The following is a 16093-nucleotide window of genomic DNA, read 5'->3' on the forward strand; positions in this document are numbered from 1 at the left end:
CGGTCATGGCAGGTGCGACAGGTGGGTCAATCGCCGGTCGGCGCGCGTCATCCGCAGATCGAGGAGCGCCGCGCGCAAGCGCGCCACCTCAGCCGCGCCTTGGGGTGTTGACGCCAGATCGTGACATTCCAAAGGGTCGTTGCGCCGGTCGAAGAGCATCGGCGGCACACCGCCATTGAAATGCACAAGGCTGTGGGTCGCGTCGCGCAGGATGGCGGCATTGGCCGTGAGCGGTGTAAGGCCAAGCGCGCGCTCGAACCGCGTGGGCGCGCCCGGTTCGGCGAGGTCGATCTCGGTCAGCGACAGGCCGCGCCAGCCTTCGGGGCGCCTGCCATTCAGAAAGGGCACAAGGCTTGCGCCGTCCATGGCGGGCGGCACATCCGCGCCCATCAGCTCGAGGATCGTCGGGGCCACGTCCACGGTCGAGATCATATCCGCCACCGATTGCCCCGCCGCCACGCCGGGACCACGCATGACCAGCGGCACGTGATGGGCGGGGGCGAGCACGTTGTCCTTGCCCCAATACCCCTGATCGCCCAGCATCTCGCCATGATCCGACAGTAGCACGACAAGCGTGCGCCCGGCCTGTCCGGTCGCATCCAGCCAGTCAAGCAGGCGGCCAAGGTGGTGATCCACCTCCGCCACGAGGCCAAGGTAGGTGGCGCGCAGATCGGCCGCCTGATCGGGCGAGAGCCGGTCACAGCGCCCGTCGAACCCCCGGAAGAGCCCGTGCTGCGCGGGGGCCGAAAACCAGGCGCGGCGAAAGGCGTGATCGGTTCCGGCGGGCGCGGGCGCGGGAATGCGGGCGGTGTCGGCCAGGGCGTTCCATGGTTCGGGCGCGACCAGCGGCGGATGGGGGCGGATATAGGTGAGATGCGCGCACCACGCCTGATCGCGGCGTGCATCGAGCGCCTCCAGCGTGCGGTCGGTGAGCCAGGCGGTATCGCTGTCCTCGGTCCGGTAGAGCGCGGGCGCGCGCAGCCCCTCGCCGACCGGCTGATAGAGATCGAACCAGCGTTGCGGCAGGGGCGCGGGCAGGTCATAGCCACGGCGGCGCAGATGCCCGATCCAGGCCAACGGGGCCTCGAACCGCATTTCGACGATTTCCCGAAAACCGCGCGCGGGCAGCTCATAGGTGGCAAGGTCTGGATCGCCGGGGGGATGCTCGGACGGGTCGGCGGCCATGTCGCAATAGCCGAACAAGAGCGGCTCATGCCCGGCGCGGCGCAACTCGGTGGCCACCGTGGCATGATGCGCGGCCACCGGTGTGCCGTTGCGGATGCCGCGATGGTTGAAGGCGTAAAGCCCGGTCAGAAGCGAGGCGCGCGCAGGGCCGCAGGGCACGGCGGCGGTGAAGCATTGGGTGAAGGACGTGCCCTCGGCCATCAGCCGGTCGAGCGCGGGCGTGGGCACGATGCCATGAAGCGCGCCGAAGAGCACATCGGCGCGCAACTGATCGAGCGTCACAAAGAGGAGGTTCGGGGCCATCACCCCTCCGCGTCGAGCCGCGTGAGAAGCGCGGGCAGATCGGCGATGGAATCGATCACATGATCGGCCCCGGCGTCGCGCAATTCCGTCCCCGCTTGCGCGCGGATCGCGTCGCGCTCGGCCTCGGGCAGCGCCGCAAGCTCTTCGGGCGTGCGTCCCGCGATATTGCCCGAGAGGGTCACGCCCACCACGGTGCAGCCGGTGGCGCGCCCCTCCTTGATGCCCGGCGGCGTGTCATCGACCTTGACGATATGGGGTCCGGGCAACAGCGTCATGTCGGCAAAGACACGATACATCTGCCACGGGCCGGGGCGGCCCTTGGGCACGTCATCGGCGCAGACACAGATCTCGGGCGCAAAGCCCTGATCGGCCACCACTGGCAGCACCCGCGCCATGATCGAGCGGACATAGCCCGTGGTGGTGCCCACGCGGATGCCCTCTGCGCGCAACCAGTCAAGCGTGGCGGGCGCGCCGGGGACAAGGGTTGCGTAGCGCGCGACCACCTCCTCGTTCATGGGCACGAAAACCTCGTAGAGCCGGTCGATTGCCGCCTCGTCCGGCGCGGACCCTTGCGCCGCACGCCAGCCTTCGGCGACATGGGGCAGGGCCATCATCGCGCGGATATGGTCGCGCTTCGGCGCCCCCATCGGCCCGCGCGCATCCGCGATGCTGACCGTGACGCCGAAATGGGCGAAGGCCTCGACAAAGGCCCCCATCGGCGCGAAAGAGCCAAAATCAATCAGCGTGCCCGCCCAGTCGAAAATCACCGCGTCGAATTTGCTCATGCCATCTCCCTTTCCGCGCGTCGTTTCTCGGCCTGTGCGGCCTCGGGCGGGGCGGCGGAGGCCACGCCCATGTCTTGCAGCGTCGCGCGCGCCGCCTCGACGACCTGTCGCATCACGCCCGCATCGAGCCGCCCGATATGACCCATGCGGAAACTGTCCACCACGGTCAGCTTGCCGGGATAGAGGATAAATCCGCGCGCCTTCATGCGGTCGTAGAAATCGTCAAAGACAAAGGCCGGATCGGCGGGGCAGAAAAACGTGGTGATGATCGGGCTCAGCCAGCGGTCCGCGAGCAGCGTCTCGAAGCCAAGGCCCCGCATCCCCGACACCAGCGCATCGCGGTTGGCCGCATAGCGCGCGCCGCGCGCGGGCGTTCCACCCTCTGCCGCGTGCTCATCCAGCGCCTGAAGGAAGGCCGCGACAGTATGGGTGGGCGGCGTGTAGCGCCATTGGCCGGAGCGTTCGAACTCGGCCCATTGCGCGTGCAGGTCAAGCGCGAGCGAATGGGCGTTGCCGCGTGCCGCCTCCAGCACGGAGCGGCGGACAAGGGCAAAGCCGAAACCGGGCACGCCCTCGATGCATTTGTTGGCCGAGCTGACCAGCGCGTCAAACGGCAGGCCCTCGGGCAAGGCAACCGCACCGAAGGCGGACATGGAATCCACCAGCAGGCGGCGGCCTGCGGCGGCGACGGCCTCGGCGATCTCGGCCAGCGGATTGAGGATGCCCGATGAGGTCTCGCAATGGATGGCGACCACATGGGTGATGGCGGGATCGCGGGCGAGGATTTGGGCCACCTCGTCGCCCCGCGGCGGCAGGTAATCGCCCTTGTCGAGCACCTCGACCGCGCGGCCCATCTGCCGCAGGGCGGCACCCGCGCGCAAGCCATAAGCGCCGTTGGCCAGCACCAGCGCCTTTCCCTCGCGCGGCACCAATGTGCCCAGCATCGCCTCCACCACGAAACTGCCCGACCCCTGCATCGGCACGCAGGTGAACGCCTCGCCACCCGGTCCCAGCAGCGCGACCAGCCGCGCGCGCAGGTCCGCCGTCATGGCGCGGAAATCGCCGTCCCAACTGCCCAGATCGCGCAGCATGGCCGCCTTGACGCTGTAGGAGGTTGAAAGCGGCCCCGGTGTCAGAAGCCACGGCTCGCCGCCCTGCGGCGGCTCGATCTTGAGGGTGGTCACGGTATTTCTCTTTCCTTTGCGGGCGTTGTGCCCGCCGGTTCCCTTGATCTACGGAAATCGAACTCCTCGGCATAGTGACAGGCGACGAAATGATCTGAGGCCAGTTCGCGCCAGACAGGCACTTCGAGGGCGCAGCGCGGGCGCGCGAAGGGGCAGCGGGTGTGAAAGCGGCAGCCGGGCGGCGCGTCGGCGGGATTGGGGATCTCGCCCTGCAGGCGCTCGGGGCGAAACGGCAGATCGGGATCGGGTTCGGGTACGGCCGACAGCAGCGCGTGGGTATAGGGATGACGCGGGTGGAAAAAGAGGCTCTCGGTGGGTGCATATTCCGCGAAGCGGCCCACGTAGATGACGGCAACGCGGTGGCTGATGCGCGCGACCACGTTCAGATCATGCGCGATGAACAGGAAGGATGTGCCGGTTTCCGCCTGCAAATCCTTCAGAAGGTTGACGATCTCGGCCTGGATCGAGACATCGAGCGCCGACACGCTCTCGTCGCAGACCACGAAATCGGGCCCCGCCACCAGCGCGCGGGCGATGCAGATGCGCTGTCGCTGCCCGCCGGAAAAGGCGTGCGGAAAGCGGCGCAGGTGTTCGAGATCGAGCTTGCAGCGCGCGGCGATGGCGCGCACGCGGGCGTCGATCGACTCGCGGTCGCGCATCAGGCCCGCGACAACCAGCGGCTCGGCGATGATGTCGCGCACGGTCATGCGGGGGTTGAGGCTGGAATAGGGGTCCTGAAAGACAAGGCTCATGCGCGGGCGCAGCGGGCGCAGCGCCTTCGGACCAAGCGGCACAAGGTCAAGCGGCGCGCCCTCGCCATGAAGCAGCACCTGCCCGCCCGAGGGCGAGATCACCCGCAGGATGGCGCGGCCCACCGTGGTCTTGCCCGAGCCGCTTTCGCCCACGAGGCCCACCGTCTCGCCCCGGCGGATATCGAAGGTGACGCCGTCCACGGCCTTGAGCTGCTTGCGCCTGCCGGAAAAGAACCCGCGCTTGCCAAGATCGAAGCTTACTTCCAGATCGCGGATTTCAAGGAGCGGGCTTTTGTCGGGGATCATGCCACGGCCCTTGTCTCGTGCAGGTGACAGCGCACGCGGCGGCCCACGCCAAGCGTGACCTCGGGCGGCGTTTCGCGGTCGCACAGCCCCGCGATGGCCTCGGCGCAACGCGGATGGAACGGACAGCCCGCGGGCCGCGCAGAGGGCGAGGGGATGTCTCCCGGCACCGCCTCGAGCCGCGCATCGAGCCTGTCGGCGCGTGGAATCGCCTTGATCAGGCCGCGCGTGTAGGGATGGGCGGGCGATTTCAGCACCTCGCGCGCCGTGCCCGTCTCGACGATGGTGCCCAGATACATCACCGCCACGTCGTCGGCGACATGGGCAATGACGCCGAGATCATGGGTGATGAAGATCATCCCCATGCCCAGATCGCGTTGCAGCCCGCGCATGAGGTCGAGCACTTGCGCCTGAATGGTGACATCGAGCGCTGTCGTCGGCTCGTCCGCGATCAGCAGGCGCGGCCCGGCGGACAGCGCCAGCGCGATCATCGCCCGCTGGCGCATCCCGCCAGAGAGTTCGTGTGGGTATTGATCGACGCGCGCGCCGGGGTTGGAGATGCCGACCTTGTCCAGCATGTCCACCGCCAGATCGCGGCCCGCGCGCCCCTTGAGGCCGCGATGCAGGCGGATCGTTTCCATGATCTGGTTGCCGATGGTGTAGACCGGCGAGAAGCTCGCCATCGGCTCCTGAAAGATCATGCCGATCTCGCCGCCGCGCAGGTGGCGCAGCGCGCGCGCATTGGGCTTCAAGCACTCGATGGCGATTTCCTCGCCGGATTTGGCGGTATAGCGCATCCGCGCCTCTCGGGCGATTTCGGCATTGCCGGGCAGAAGCCGCATCAGCGCCTTGGTCGAGACCGACTTGCCCGAGCCGCTCTCGCCGACGATGCCCAATGTGCGGCCCTCGGCGACCGAAAACCCCACCCCCTGCACCGGGGTGACGCGCCCCTCGTCGGTGCGAAAGCTGATCGTGAGGTTTTCGACCGTCAGCATCAGCGCGCCTCCGAATAGGGATCGGCCGCGTCGCGCAACCCGTCGCCCAGAACGGTAAAGGCCAGCACCGCCAGCACGACGAAACCCGCCGGGATGAAGAGCCACGGCGCCTGTTCGATGGCCTGCACCGATTGCGCCTGTTGCAGCATCACCCCCCACGAGACCGAAGGCGGGCGCAGCCCGAGGCCGACAAAGCTGAGCGCGGTTTCCGACAGGATCATGTAGGGAAACGAGATCACCAGATCGACGATGATGAAGCTGGTGAACGACGGCAGCATGTGGGTGGCGATCACGCGGGCCGGGCGCGCGCCGGCCAGTTCGGCCGCAAGCACGTAATCCTCGCTCCGGATCGACAGAAGCTGGCTTCGGATGCGCCGCGCCAGCGTCGGCCAGCCGAAGAGGCCGAGGATGATGGTCATGGCGAAATAGACCTGCGTCGAGGACCAGTCCTTGGGCATGGCCGCCGCCAGCCCCATGTAAAGCGGGATGATCGGGATCACGCGCACCACCTCGGTCATGCGCTGGATCACGTTGTCGACCATGCCGCCGAAATAGCCCGCCGCGCCCCCGATCACCAGCGCCAGCACGAAGGAGATGAGCACCCCCGCCACCCCGATGGAGAGCGAGGTGCGCGTGGCATAGAGCGTGCGCGAGAACACGTCGCGCCCCATCTGGTCGGTGCCCCAGAGGTGCAGGCGCGCGCCGTCCTCCAGCCCGAACAGCCGGGTCTCGATCGGGATCACGCCCAGCAGATGCGCGGGCTGGCCCTCGACGAAAAACGCCACGTAGCGCCGCGTTTCGGGGTCGGGCATGGCCACGGCGCGCAGCGTGACGGGGTCGCGCTCTGTCCGTGTGCCGTGGACGAAGGGGCGCAGGCTGCATCCGTTATCGTCGCAGAACATCGGGATCTGCGGCGGGCCGGACAGGTAGTCGCGGTTGCGTTCTGTGGTGCCGTAGGGCGCGAAAAACTCGGCGAAGAGGCCGAGAATCACCATCAGGCCGAGCACGCAAGCGGCGGCCATGGCCGCGCGGTGACGGCGGAAGCGCCACCAGATCAGCGTCCATTGGCTGGCCGAATAATAGCGTTCGCGCTGGCGGCGCGCGCGCCGTTCGGCGGCGGTCTCGGTGCGGTTCTCGGGGGTGTCGGGCCTGTCGGTCATGTCAGCCTCCCAGCCGGATACGCGGATCGAGCCAAGCAAGCAGCAGGTCGGAGACAAAATTCATCACCACGATCACCACCGTCAGCAGCAGAAGGATCGCGCCCGCCACGTTCATGTCGAGATCGAGATAGGATTTGAGCAAGAGATCCCCCAGTTCGGTCAGCCCCAGCACCACCGCGACGATGGGCAGTTCCGAGAATATCCGGTTGACGTCGAAACCGATGGTCGAGACCACCGGGTTGATCGCCAGTCGCGCGGGATATTTCAGCAAAAGCCGCCCCTCGGGCACGCCGCGCGCGCGCGCGGCCATGACCGAGAGCTTGCCCAACTCGTCCGACATGGTCGCGCGCACGGTCTGGATCTGATAGGCCATGGCCGACCAGGCCAGCACGGCGGCGGGCAGCCACAGATGCTTCATCAGGTCCCAGAATTTCGCCCCCGACCACGGTGCATCGGAATATTGCGGGCTGAAGAGCCCCCCGATCGAGGCCCCGAACCAGCGGTTGGCGAAATAGAGCATCACCAGCGCCAGAAGGAAATTCGGCAGCGCAAGGCCGAGATATGAAAATACGGTCAGCCCGTAATCGGCGAACCCGCCCCGACGCACGGCGGCATAGATGCCCACCGGGATCGAGACCAGGTAGGTCACGATCAGCGTGGCAAAGAGCAGCCCCAGCGTCAGCCAGACCTTGCCGCTGATGATGGTGTTGACGGAGGTGTCAAAGGCATAGGCCGGTCCGAAATCGCCGCGCAGCACGATGCCGCCGATCCAGTCCAGATAGCGCGTCACGGCTGGCGCATCGAGGCCAAGCTCGACCCGGATCGCCTGCACATCGGCTTCGGTCATGGTGACGCCGGTGCCGGAATATTTGCGGAACGCATAGCGCTCGGCATAGTCGCCGGGCGGCAGTTCCATGATCACGAAGACCATGATCGAGACGAGAACGAGCGTCACGACCATGCCGACGATCCGGTCGATCAGGAAACGGGCCATCTGTGTCCCCCACAGGCGGCACCCGCCCCGGCGCAAGGCCGGGGCGGGCGGCGCTCAGTCCTCAGTTGGCGATGAACCACTGCTGCGGACGGTAGGGATAGGTCCAGTAGTAGTCATAGGTCTTGGACGTGAGAGGCTGCACGTTCTGCACGCTGTTGTGATGCACGTAAGGCGACGGGATTTCCGCCACGACGCCGATCTTGAGCATCTGGTCGGCATGGATGCGCACGATCTCCTCGCCGATCCGGCTCGACGTGGGCGTGCCGAGCGGCTCTGACAGGAACTGTTCGGAGAGATCCCACAGTTTCTTTATATCGGCGGGCGGCTCGATCCCCTCGGCGCCGTTCGTCTGGTGCCACTTGGCCCATTCGAAACCGCCGCCGGGGTTGAAGAAATCGCCGAAGGGCGGCACCAGCATGGTGGCGTCCTGCGCGATGAACGGGCCCGAAATGCCGTCATTTTTCCAGATGAACACGTCCACGTCGTTGGCATTGGCGCTGGACCGATATTCGTCCGATGTCACCTCGCGCAGATCGACGGTCAGCCCCAACTCTTCCCACATGCCGCGCGACAACTCGTGCAACTGCACCGGACTGCCCTGGCTGGCGAAGAGGATGCGGACGGCGAGCGGCTTGCCGTCGGGGCGCTGGCGCTTGCCGCTGCCGTCGCGGGCAAGGCCCATCTCGTCGAGGAGCGCATTGGCCGCCGCCACGTCATGATCAAGGAACTGCGTGAGCGCATAGTCGGGCACGAAATCGACGGTGCGCGCCTCGACCGGGATGGCCTGCGCGGGCGTGCCCTGTCCGAGATAGACGATCTCGCGGATTTCGTCGCGGTCGAGGCCCAGTGACATGGCCTGCGAAAACCGCGGATCGTTGAAGATGTCGCGCAGCACCGGGTCCTTGTGGTTGCGCGCGAAGGAGTAATAGACCGTCTCGCCCAGTGTCGGCGCAAGATTGACAGTATAGTTGCCCTTGGCCTCGTTCTCCTTCAGGAGCGGAAAATCGTTCAGCTCCATCGCCTGCTGCTTCCAGCCGATCTCGCCGTTCATGACCTTGAGGTTCACCACGTCGCGCTCGGGGATATAATCCTCGCGGATCTCCGAGATATAGGGAAGCTGGTTGCCGACGGTGTCGACCATATGGAAATAGGGGTTGGCGACAAGGCGGCGGCCGTTGGAATCCTCGGCCACGACGATATGGCTCTCCAGCGTCGGCTTGACGGCGGCGCCGAGGGCGGCGGCTTTGGCCGGGTCCTTCATGAGCGGTGAGGGCACGTCTTTCCAGTCAGACGCGCCGTAATAGAAGTCGATTGCCTCCTTCTCGCTGGCAAAGCCATGTTCGGCGCGCAGCGCGGCGGCCCCGTCATTGTGCTTGTCCATGAAACGGCCGAGGAAATGACGCGGCAGGAAGGTCTGGCCGTAATCCATCGCCCAGCGGTTGATGAGGTTGGGCTGCGGCGTGGGAAAGGTGAAGGTGACGGTGACATCGTCCACAGCCTCGACGCGGGCCGGCTCGCCGCCAAAGAGCCAGCGGCCGGGGGTGGTTTCGGTGATCGCCGGATTGGTGAGCACGTCATCATACCAGAAAACAACGTCATGCGCGGTGAAGGGCGCGCCGTCGGACCATTTGTGCCCCTTGCGCAGGGTAAAGGTCAGTTGCGTGTAATCGGCGTTCCACGACCAGCCCTTGGCCACGTTGGGCACGATGGTCTTGAGATCATCGGCGTAGCGCACGAGGTTGACATGACGCACCGACAGCATGTCGGATGTGCCTGATTCGGTGCCGCGCGACGCCCCGCTCAGCACGCCGCCATATTGGCCGATGGCCGCATAGGGTGCCACGACCAGCGGCTCATCGGGCAGGCGTGCGGCCACCGGCGGCAGATCCGGGTTGCCCGTGATGCGCGCATTGAGGTCGGCCATGGCCGGGTTCTCGGCCAGATCGAGCGTGCAGCTTGCGGCGGACTGCAACTCGGCCAGTTCGAATTGCTGCGGGAAGGCGGGCGCAAGGCCCTTCATGTCGGCCACGGTGGCAGGCGGGCAGGCGGCAAAGGCCATGGTGCCGCTCAGGGCAAGCGCCGTGGTGCTGGCAAGCAGCGATATTTTCTTGGGACGCATCGGTTTTCCTCCAGGTGTTGGTGGCGGGATGTTACCGCTAATTTCAAATCTGTCATCCCTTTGCACGATTCTGTAACGGATAAATGAAACATTAACATTCATTTGCTTATCAAATGCTCACGGAAGGTTCCCTATCAGGCGGCGCGCTTGCGCAGCCCGGCGATCTCGAAGAGGGCCGCGACCGCTCCCATGTCGCGCTGTTCGGGCAGGGTCACAAGGTAATGTCCGAGGCGCGGCACCGGCTCTTGCAGGGTGACGGCCACGATGCGCGGATCGTCCGGCTCGATCTCGCCGGCCATGGCGATGCCCACGCCCACGCCCTGCGCGGCGGCGAGGCGCATCGATTCCCACGAACCAAGGTCGATGGCGGTGCGCAGGCTGACGCCCTGCCGCGCGGCATAGGCGTCAAAGAGGCGTCGCGTGCCCGAGGCCCCCTCGCGGCGAATGAGGTCGAGCGTGCCCACCTCGGCCCAGGACACCTGCGCGCGGGTCGCAAGCGCGCTGTCGCGCCCGACCATCAGAACCACATCCTCGCGCCGCAATTCGAGGCAGACAAGGTCCGGCTCCGGCTCGGGCAGGGTGACGAAACAGGCCTCGAACGCGCCATGGCGCAGCCCCTCGAGCAGGTCATGCGAGCCATGGCAGCGCGCCTCGATCCGCACGCCGGGATGGCGCAGACGGAATGTGGCGAGAATGTCCATGATGAACTGATGCGTGGTGTAGCCGATGGCCAGGCGCCCAGAATCGAGCGTGGCCAGGCCGCCAAGCCCGTCCGCCACCTCGTCGGAGAGTTGCAACAATGCCCGCAGGCGCGGCAGAAGGGGCATCAGCAGCGCGTTCGCCTCAAGCCGGTGGCCGGAGCGGTCAAAGAGGCGCGCGCTCAGTTTCTCCTCGATCTGCGACAGGTGGTTCGAGACCGACGGCTGCGACAATCCCAGGTCGCGCGCCGCCGCCCCGATCCCACCGCAGCGCGCGATGGCCTCGAGCACCGAGAGTTGCACGAGGGTAAAGGGCGGCTTGGCCATGCGCGGTCCTTTTCGAAATGTTCCGGCTCCGGCCATGCTTGGGCCAAGCGCGCCGCTTGTCCAGTCACTTCTGGCGCGATGCGGGGTTTCAAACGTGCGTCAGACTGCGTGACGAGGCTTGTTGCGGCGGGGCTTGGGGCGTATCTATCGCGCAACCGTCAGCTTTCGCGCGAAAGGAGACCCGCTCATGTTCGCCCGCTTCCGCAAATCCCTCTTTGCCCTCGCGCTCGCCGTGTTCCCGATGGCGGCACACGCGCTCGGACCGCTTGTCGATGTCTCCGATCTGCGCGCTGCGCTTGACGCCGAGGCTCCTGTCGTGCTCGATATCCGCGCGGGCGATGCCTACGCCAACGGCCATGTGCCCGGCGCGCTCAACGCGCCCTACGGTCTCTTTCGCGGCCCCGCCGAGAACCCCGGCGAGCTTGTTTCCGAGGCGCATCTGACCGAGGTGCTGCGCGGTCTTGGCATCTCCACCGATACGCCCGTTGTCGTGGTCCATCAGGGCACCAACCAGACCGATTTCGGCGCGGCCGCGCGGGTTTACTGGACGTTGAAATCAAGCGGGGTCGAGACGCTGGCCATTCTCAACGGTGGCATGAACGCCTGGGCTGCCGCCAACGCGCCGCAAGAGACCGGCCCCGCATCGCAGGTCACGCCCTCGGATATCACCGTGCGTTTCTCGCGCGAATGGCTTGCCACGCGGGAGGATGTGCAGGCCATCGTCGACGGGCGCGACAATGCCCAACTGATCGACGCGCGCCCCGAGGCGTTCTGGAAAGGCGAGACCAAGCACGCCGCCGCCGCCCGTCCCGGCACCATCCCGCAATCGCAATATTTCACCCATGATCGCTGGTTCGGCCAAAGCGAGCCGTCGCTGATCAAGCCGGACCTCGTGCGCCAACTGGCCGAGGAAAACGGCTTTGGTCCCGGCGACCGGCTGGTGAGTTTCTGCAATACCGGGCATTGGGCCGCGACAAACTGGTTCGCGCTGAGCGAACTGGCGGGGATCGAGGGCGTGCGGATGTATCCCGAATCGGTCGTCGGCTGGTCCAATGCCGGGCTCGAGATGGCGAATGTGCCGGGGCTGTTTCAAAACCTGCTCGACAAGATCACTGGCAAGAACTGAGGCAAGAACATGACCACGGCCACGCCCGCTGCCACCACCGCGCCGGGCCTTGTGCCGCGCGCATTGATGCTTGCCCTCGTGGCGGCGACCGTCCTGATTGTGGCGCTGTTCGCAGGGCCACGTTCGGGGCTGGTGCTGCTGATCGGGCTGGGGTTCGGCCTCACGCTTGAAGGTTTTCGCTTCGGCTTTACCGGGCCGTGGCGGCGGATGATCCTCGAGCGCGACGCCTCTGGCCTGCTGGCGCAGCTTCTGGCGATTGCCATTGTCGCCTGTGCGGCGCTGCCGCTGCTGGCCGCCAACGGGGCCGAGTTGAAGGGGGCCCATGCGCCCATCGGGCTGGCGATGATTGGCGGGGCCTTCGTCTTTGGCGCGGCGATGCAGATCGTGCTTGGCTGCGGCTCGGGCACGCTGGTCAATGCCGGGAGCGGCAATGCCATCGGCGCGGTGGCGCTGCCCTTCTTCGCCATCGGCAGTTTCGCAGGCGCCTGGCACCTGAGCTGGTGGACCGCGCTTGGCAGCCTGCCGGTCATGGCGCTGGAAGGGACGGGCGGACTTGGCATCACGCTTCTCGGGCTGGCCGGGGTGGCGGCGCTGGCGCTCGTGATCGGACGCCGCGGCAGTCACCGGCTGCCTGCCCGATACTGGGGCGCGCTGCTGGCGCTGGCGGCGCTGGCCATCCTGCATCTGGTCGTGGCGGGACAGCCCTGGGGCGTGGTCTACGGCCTTGGTCTCTGGGTGGCCAAGGGTGTGGTGGCCGTGGGCGGTGATCTCTCGGGGTCGGTCTTCTGGTCGGCTCCGGCCAATGCGGCGCAGGTCAAGGCCAGCCTTTTGCTGGATATCACCTCGCTCACCGATCTGGGCCTCATCGGCGGCGCGGCGCTGGTGGCGTGGTGGCGGGCGGGTCTTGCCTCGCCTGTGGGCGTGCTGCCCGCGCGCGCCTGGGTGGCGGTGATCGTGGCAGGGCTGGTGCTGGGCTACAGCTCGCGGCTGGCCTTCGGCTGCAATATCGGCGCGTTCTTCAGCGGCATCGCCACCGGCTCGGCGCATGGCTGGGTCTGGTTCGCGGCGGCCTTTGCCGGATCCTGGGTGGGGATCAGGCTACGGCCCTCGCTGGGTCTGGAGGCGCGGCGATGAGGCGGGTGCATGTGACGCTTCTGGTGGCGCTGGGGGTGGCCGGGCTGCTGGCGCTCGATCAGGCGCAGTCGCAGCCGCTCAACCCCTATAACGCCCCGCCGATGATTGCGCTCGGCTCGGGTCTGGCGGCCACCGGCGGGCATTGTGCCGCGCCCCCGCCGCCGCTGACGCGCTGAGCGCTCAGGGATTGAGAAACCGGTTGGGATCGACGCTTTCGAACCCGTCGCGCACCTCGAAATGCAGCGCGGCCGCGCCGTCGCGGCGGATCTCGGCGATCTTCTGGCCGCGTGCAACGGTATCGCCCTTCTTGACGCTGAGCGCGTCCACGTTCGAATAAACGGTGAGCAGGCTGCCCTGATGGCGGATCACGATGATGGGGATGCCGTTGGTGTCCTCGGTGATCGCGGCAACCGTGCCCGCATCGGCGGCCTTCACGGGCGCGCCGGGGGTGGCGGCGATGTCGATGCCGTCATTGCGGCCCTTGGCATAGTCGCGGATGATCGAGCCTTCGACGGGCTGCGCCATGCGCGCGCTGCCTGTTGCGGTTTGGCCGAGGTCCGGGGCGGCGACCGGCGGGGTCGGTGTGGCGACCGGCCGGGTCTCTTCTGCGGGCAGGGGCTGTGCCGCGCTTGGCGGCGTGGGTGTGGGCGAGCCGGAGCCGGGCGGGCTGACGGCGGCCGGGGCGGCCGCCGCTTCGCGCGGCGGGGGCGTCGCGCCGGGCGTTGCCACGGGAATGAGCAGATGCTGACCCTCGCGCACGGCGAAATCGGGTCCGAGCCCGTTCCAGTCCGCAAGGCTGCGCACCGAGACGTTGTAGAGCCGCGCGATGGAAAAGGCCGTCTCGCCGCGCTCGACCCGGTGGCGCACGGGCTCTGTGCCCACCTGCGCCGCGGGGGCGAGTGTCGTGGTTCGGACCTGTTGCGCATCGGCGCGCGCGATGGCCCCGCCCGCCACCGAGGCAATATCGACGCCCGAAGGCGGCCGGATCGGCCCGCCGGTCGGTTCGGCGACACGGCGGGGCAGGGCCACGATCTCGCCGTCACGCAGGATGTCGCCGGTCTGGATGCCGTTGAAGCGGGCAAGCTCCTCGGCGTCGGCCCCGATACGGGTGGCCAGCCGCGCGAGCGTATCGCCGCGCCGCGCCACCGCCACCTGATAGCCGGGATAGGAGATGATGCCGCGTTCGTCGGGCTGCGGGCGCGCCGTGCTGGCGGTGCGCGCCGCGTCGGCGGTGCTGGGCGCGTTGCCGAAGGCCCCGCGCATGTCGATGTCGAGCGGTTGGCTACAGGCGGCAAGCCCCAAAGCCAGCCCCGTGCCGATCGCCAGATGTCGCGGTAACTGTCGCATCCTCGATACTCCCTGTTTCCTGCCTCGTCCTGCCTTTGCGCCTCTTGTCGCGCCGTGCCCGTGCGGGCCCCTACCCATCTCGCCCCAGCCCCTCGACCAGCGGCACGAAGCGCACCGGGCGCAGCTCGTCATACTCGTATCCGGTCTCGTGCCGGGTCACGCGGATGAGATGCTGCACCGCGTCGGACTGACCGACGGGCAAGACCATGATACCGCCGATCTTGAGTTGCGCCAAGAGCGGCCCCGGCGGATCCTCGGCCGCTGCCGTCACGATGATCCGGTCGAAGGGCGCCTGTTCGGGCAGGCCAAAGCTGCCATCGGCGGTGAGCGCTATGATATTGGTCAGATCGAGTGCCGCGAAAATCTCGCACGCCTCGCGCACGAGGCGGCGGTGACGGTCCACGGTATAGACGCGGCGGGCAAGCTGGCTCAGGATCGCGGCCTGATAGCCCGAACCGGTGCCCACCTCGAGCACCTTGTCGCGCGGCGTGACCTTCAGCGCCTGCGTCATCAGCCCCACCACCGAGGGCTGGCTGATGGTCTGGCCGCAGGCAATGGGCAGCGGCATGTCCTCATAGGCGCGGTCGGTGAAATAGCCGCGCACGAAGGGGCCACGGTCCATCCGCTCCATCGCGGTGAGCACGCGCGCATCCGTCACACCGCGCGAGCGCAGGGCATAAAGGAACTGCATCTTGCGTTCGGCGATATGATCGTCCCCGTCGCTCATTCGATGGCTTTCAGCGCCTCCAGCGCGTCATGCGCCGTGAGATCCGCGCGCATCGGCGTGACCGAGATATAGCCCTGAAGGTTCACATCCGCGTCCGAGCCGGGGCTGGTGGGCATGTTCTGCGGCGCGCCCGTGACCCACAGGAACCGCCGCCCCGAGGGGGAATGCGCGGGCTGCACGCCAAAGCCCATGTCGCGGCGAAAGCCCTGTCGCGCGGCGCGGATGCCCTTGACATCCGCCGCCGGGACGGGCGGAAAGTTGATGTTGTAGAAGATGCCGTAATCGTCGCGCGTCCACACACCCTTGTCCAGCAGGCGGCGCAGCACGGGCAGGCCGTGCACGCGCGCGGCCTCGAACGGGTCGGGGGTGTCGCGCTGCGCGGGGCCATAATACTGGCTGAGCGCGACCGCGGGCACACCGTGCAACGCTGCCTCCATCGCCGCGCCCACGGTGCCGGAATAGACCGCGTTCTCGGCCGAGTTGTTGCCGCGATTGACGCCCGAGAGTACCAGATCGGGGCGCGCGTCCTTCATCACGTCATAAAGCCCGGCCAGCACGCAATCGGCCGGGCTGCCCTCGGCGGCATAGCGGCGCGGGGCCATTTCGCTGATCATCATCGGACGGGTATAGGAGATGCAATGGCCCACGCCCGATTGCTCGAAGGCGGGGGCCACGGTCCAGACCTCACCGGCATCGCCCGCAAGGGCGGTGGCGATTTCCGCAAGCACCGCAAGGCCCGGTGCGTTGATGCCGTCGTCATTTGTGATCAGAATGCGCATGTAGCTGCCCCTCTTGCCTTCGATCCCTCTCTACCCCGCCCGACTGCGGGCAACAAGCGCCGCGCGCGCAACCCGGGAACACGCAAGTTGTCCTCTGACTTGCGCAGGGCGCAACGCTGCAATGCGGCGATTTTCGGTTGGCAGCACCGCACCCACCGGATAGAGAGAGATCATA

15 protein-coding genes are annotated in these 16093 nt (G+C 67.3%); 3 read left to right on the plus strand and 12 right to left on the minus strand.

What is annotated here, in order from left to right; all coding sequences use genetic code 11:
- Positions 1-3: 3 nt before the first annotated feature.
- From ACSSV8_RS08200 to ACSSV8_RS08240, 9 genes are all read right to left on the minus strand, one after another.
- Complete coding sequence (locus tag ACSSV8_RS08200; protein WP_454282103.1) at positions 4-1488, minus strand: sulfatase-like hydrolase/transferase; 1485 nt, start codon at positions 1486-1488, stop codon at positions 4-6.
- The gene (phnX, locus tag ACSSV8_RS08205; protein WP_454282104.1) at positions 1488-2273 is read right to left on the minus strand and encodes a phosphonoacetaldehyde hydrolase; all 786 of its coding nucleotides are present in this window, start codon (positions 2271-2273) and stop codon (positions 1488-1490) included. The genes ACSSV8_RS08200 and phnX overlap by 1 nt, the downstream gene beginning before the upstream one ends.
- Positions 2270-3457 carry a 2-aminoethylphosphonate--pyruvate transaminase gene (locus ACSSV8_RS08210; protein WP_454282105.1) on the minus strand — a complete coding sequence of 396 codons (1188 nt, stop codon included), beginning with the start codon at positions 3455-3457 and terminating at the stop codon, positions 2270-2272. The genes phnX and ACSSV8_RS08210 overlap by 4 nt, the downstream gene beginning before the upstream one ends.
- Complete coding sequence (locus tag ACSSV8_RS08215) at positions 3454-4515, minus strand: ABC transporter ATP-binding protein (protein WP_454282106.1); 1062 nt, start codon at positions 4513-4515, stop codon at positions 3454-3456. Before ACSSV8_RS08215 ends, ACSSV8_RS08210 begins: the two co-directional genes overlap by 4 nt.
- Positions 4512-5507: an ABC transporter ATP-binding protein gene (locus ACSSV8_RS08220; RefSeq protein WP_454282107.1), complete on the minus strand. Its 996-nt coding sequence runs from the start codon at positions 5505-5507 to the stop codon at positions 4512-4514. The genes ACSSV8_RS08215 and ACSSV8_RS08220 overlap by 4 nt, the downstream gene beginning before the upstream one ends.
- Complete coding sequence (locus ACSSV8_RS08225) at positions 5507-6667, minus strand: ABC transporter permease (RefSeq protein ID WP_454282108.1); 1161 nt, start codon at positions 6665-6667, stop codon at positions 5507-5509. The genes ACSSV8_RS08220 and ACSSV8_RS08225 overlap by 1 nt, the downstream gene beginning before the upstream one ends.
- A gap of 1 nt (position 6668) precedes the next feature.
- The gene (locus ACSSV8_RS08230) at positions 6669-7661 is read right to left on the minus strand and encodes an ABC transporter permease (RefSeq protein WP_354538207.1); all 993 of its coding nucleotides are present in this window, start codon (positions 7659-7661) and stop codon (positions 6669-6671) included.
- A gap of 61 nt (positions 7662-7722) precedes the next feature.
- Entirely contained in the window at positions 7723-9780 is a 2058-nt protein-coding gene (locus ACSSV8_RS08235) for an ABC transporter substrate-binding protein (RefSeq protein ID WP_454282109.1), read from the minus strand.
- A gap of 134 nt (positions 9781-9914) precedes the next feature.
- Entirely contained in the window at positions 9915-10805 is an 891-nt protein-coding gene (locus tag ACSSV8_RS08240) for a LysR substrate-binding domain-containing protein (protein ID WP_454282110.1), read from the minus strand.
- A 187-nt stretch (positions 10806-10992) separates the two neighbouring features.
- Here ACSSV8_RS08240 and ACSSV8_RS08245 point away from each other — a divergent pair, with 187 nt between their 5' ends.
- Genes ACSSV8_RS08245 through ACSSV8_RS08255 form a run of 3 tightly spaced genes read left to right on the plus strand, consistent with a single transcriptional unit; the run spans position 10993 to position 13241 of the window.
- On the plus strand, positions 10993-11931 hold the full coding sequence (locus ACSSV8_RS08245; protein WP_354538204.1) for a sulfurtransferase: 939 nt from the start codon (positions 10993-10995) through the stop codon (positions 11929-11931).
- 9 nt (positions 11932-11940) lie between these two features.
- Positions 11941-13065 carry a YeeE/YedE thiosulfate transporter family protein gene (locus tag ACSSV8_RS08250; RefSeq protein WP_454282111.1) on the plus strand — a complete coding sequence of 375 codons (1125 nt, stop codon included), beginning with the start codon at positions 11941-11943 and terminating at the stop codon, positions 13063-13065.
- Positions 13062-13241: a hypothetical protein gene (locus ACSSV8_RS08255; RefSeq protein ID WP_354538203.1), complete on the plus strand. Its 180-nt coding sequence runs from the start codon at positions 13062-13064 to the stop codon at positions 13239-13241. Before ACSSV8_RS08250 ends, ACSSV8_RS08255 begins: the two co-directional genes overlap by 4 nt.
- A 4-nt stretch (positions 13242-13245) precedes the next feature.
- On the opposite strand, the gene ACSSV8_RS08260 is transcribed toward ACSSV8_RS08255, so the two are convergent.
- The 3 genes from ACSSV8_RS08260 to surE all read right to left on the minus strand — a co-directional run bounded on the left by ACSSV8_RS08260 (position 13246) and on the right by surE (position 15918).
- A complete protein-coding gene (locus ACSSV8_RS08260; protein ID WP_454282112.1) occupies positions 13246-14412 on the minus strand; it encodes a peptidoglycan DD-metalloendopeptidase family protein in 1167 nt (388 codons plus the stop codon).
- Between the two features lie 70 nt (positions 14413-14482).
- On the minus strand, positions 14483-15139 hold the full coding sequence (locus ACSSV8_RS08265) for a protein-L-isoaspartate(D-aspartate) O-methyltransferase (protein WP_354538201.1): 657 nt from the start codon (positions 15137-15139) through the stop codon (positions 14483-14485).
- Positions 15136-15918, minus strand: coding sequence for a 5'/3'-nucleotidase SurE (surE, locus tag ACSSV8_RS08270; protein WP_454282113.1), 783 nt, complete (start codon positions 15916-15918; stop codon positions 15136-15138). The genes ACSSV8_RS08265 and surE overlap by 4 nt, the downstream gene beginning before the upstream one ends.
- Positions 15919-16093: the final 175 nt, after the last annotated feature.

Source organism: Roseovarius sp. MBR-79, from assembly GCF_053628555.1.